Genomic DNA, 796 nt, shown 5'->3' with positions numbered 1-796 from the left:
GTCTCGGGCTGCGGGCCCCTGACATTTAGGGCAGTGCCTGTTCTTGCATGAGTTGTATGCGATGTGGTGGTGATCACATTTAGTGCACGCCGCCACATGCCCGCCGAGTGCTTCGGTTCGGCAGGCTTCAATTGAAGACATCACTTTGAGCTGGCTGAGGCTGACATGCCCCGCATTGTCCCGCCGCCACGCAGGGCCGTGCATGCGAAAGATGTCAGCGATCTCCAGCGCGTGTTTTGACACGCGAACCCGTTCGTCAGGTCAGGCCCTTCACATGCTCAAACGGGCTGGTGATATCGCCCAACGTCTTTGTTGCGACGTGGGTGTATCGCGCCGTCGTACTCAGCTTGGAATGCCCGAGCAGAACCTGGATTACTCGCACATCCGTGTTTGCCTCCAACAGATGTGTCGCAAAACTGTGCCGCAGGGTGTGAAGCGTTGCGGGCTTTTTGATCCCGGCCATACGTTTGGCTGATGTAAACGCCCGGTTCAACTGACGAGGCGATATTGGATCGACACGGCTCTGACCGGGAAGCAACCAACCTTGTGGACGGGCCTCGCGCCAATAGTCCCGCAGTAAAACAAGCAAAGATGGTGACAGCATCACATCGTGGTCCTTGCCGCCCTTGCCCCGTTCGACATGGATCAGCATGCGGTCGCTGTCGATGTCTCGGACCTTCAGGTGGGTGACTTCGGATGCGCGCAAACCGCCGCCATAGCCAATGCTCAGGGCCGCGCGGTATTTGAGACCAGGTCCGGGTGCCGCTGCCAGCAGGGCCGACACTTCCTCGACGCT

2 protein-coding genes are annotated in these 796 nt (G+C 59.0%); both read right to left on the bottom strand.

What is annotated here, in order from left to right:
* The coding region (locus PFRI_RS12355; protein WP_245812364.1) for a transposase zinc-binding domain-containing protein at positions 1–204 on the bottom strand (204 nt) is incomplete at its 3' end.
* A gap of 52 nt (positions 205–256) precedes the next feature.
* The coding region (locus tag PFRI_RS12350; RefSeq protein WP_175549253.1) for a tyrosine-type recombinase/integrase at positions 257–796 on the bottom strand (540 nt) is incomplete at its 5' end.

It is taken from the genome of Planktotalea frisia, from assembly GCF_001890925.1.
GTDB lineage: Bacteria > Pseudomonadota > Alphaproteobacteria > Rhodobacterales > Rhodobacteraceae > Planktotalea > Planktotalea frisia.
Note: the sequence above shows the minus strand (reverse complement) of the source record. Positions and strands in the feature narration are given on the sequence as shown.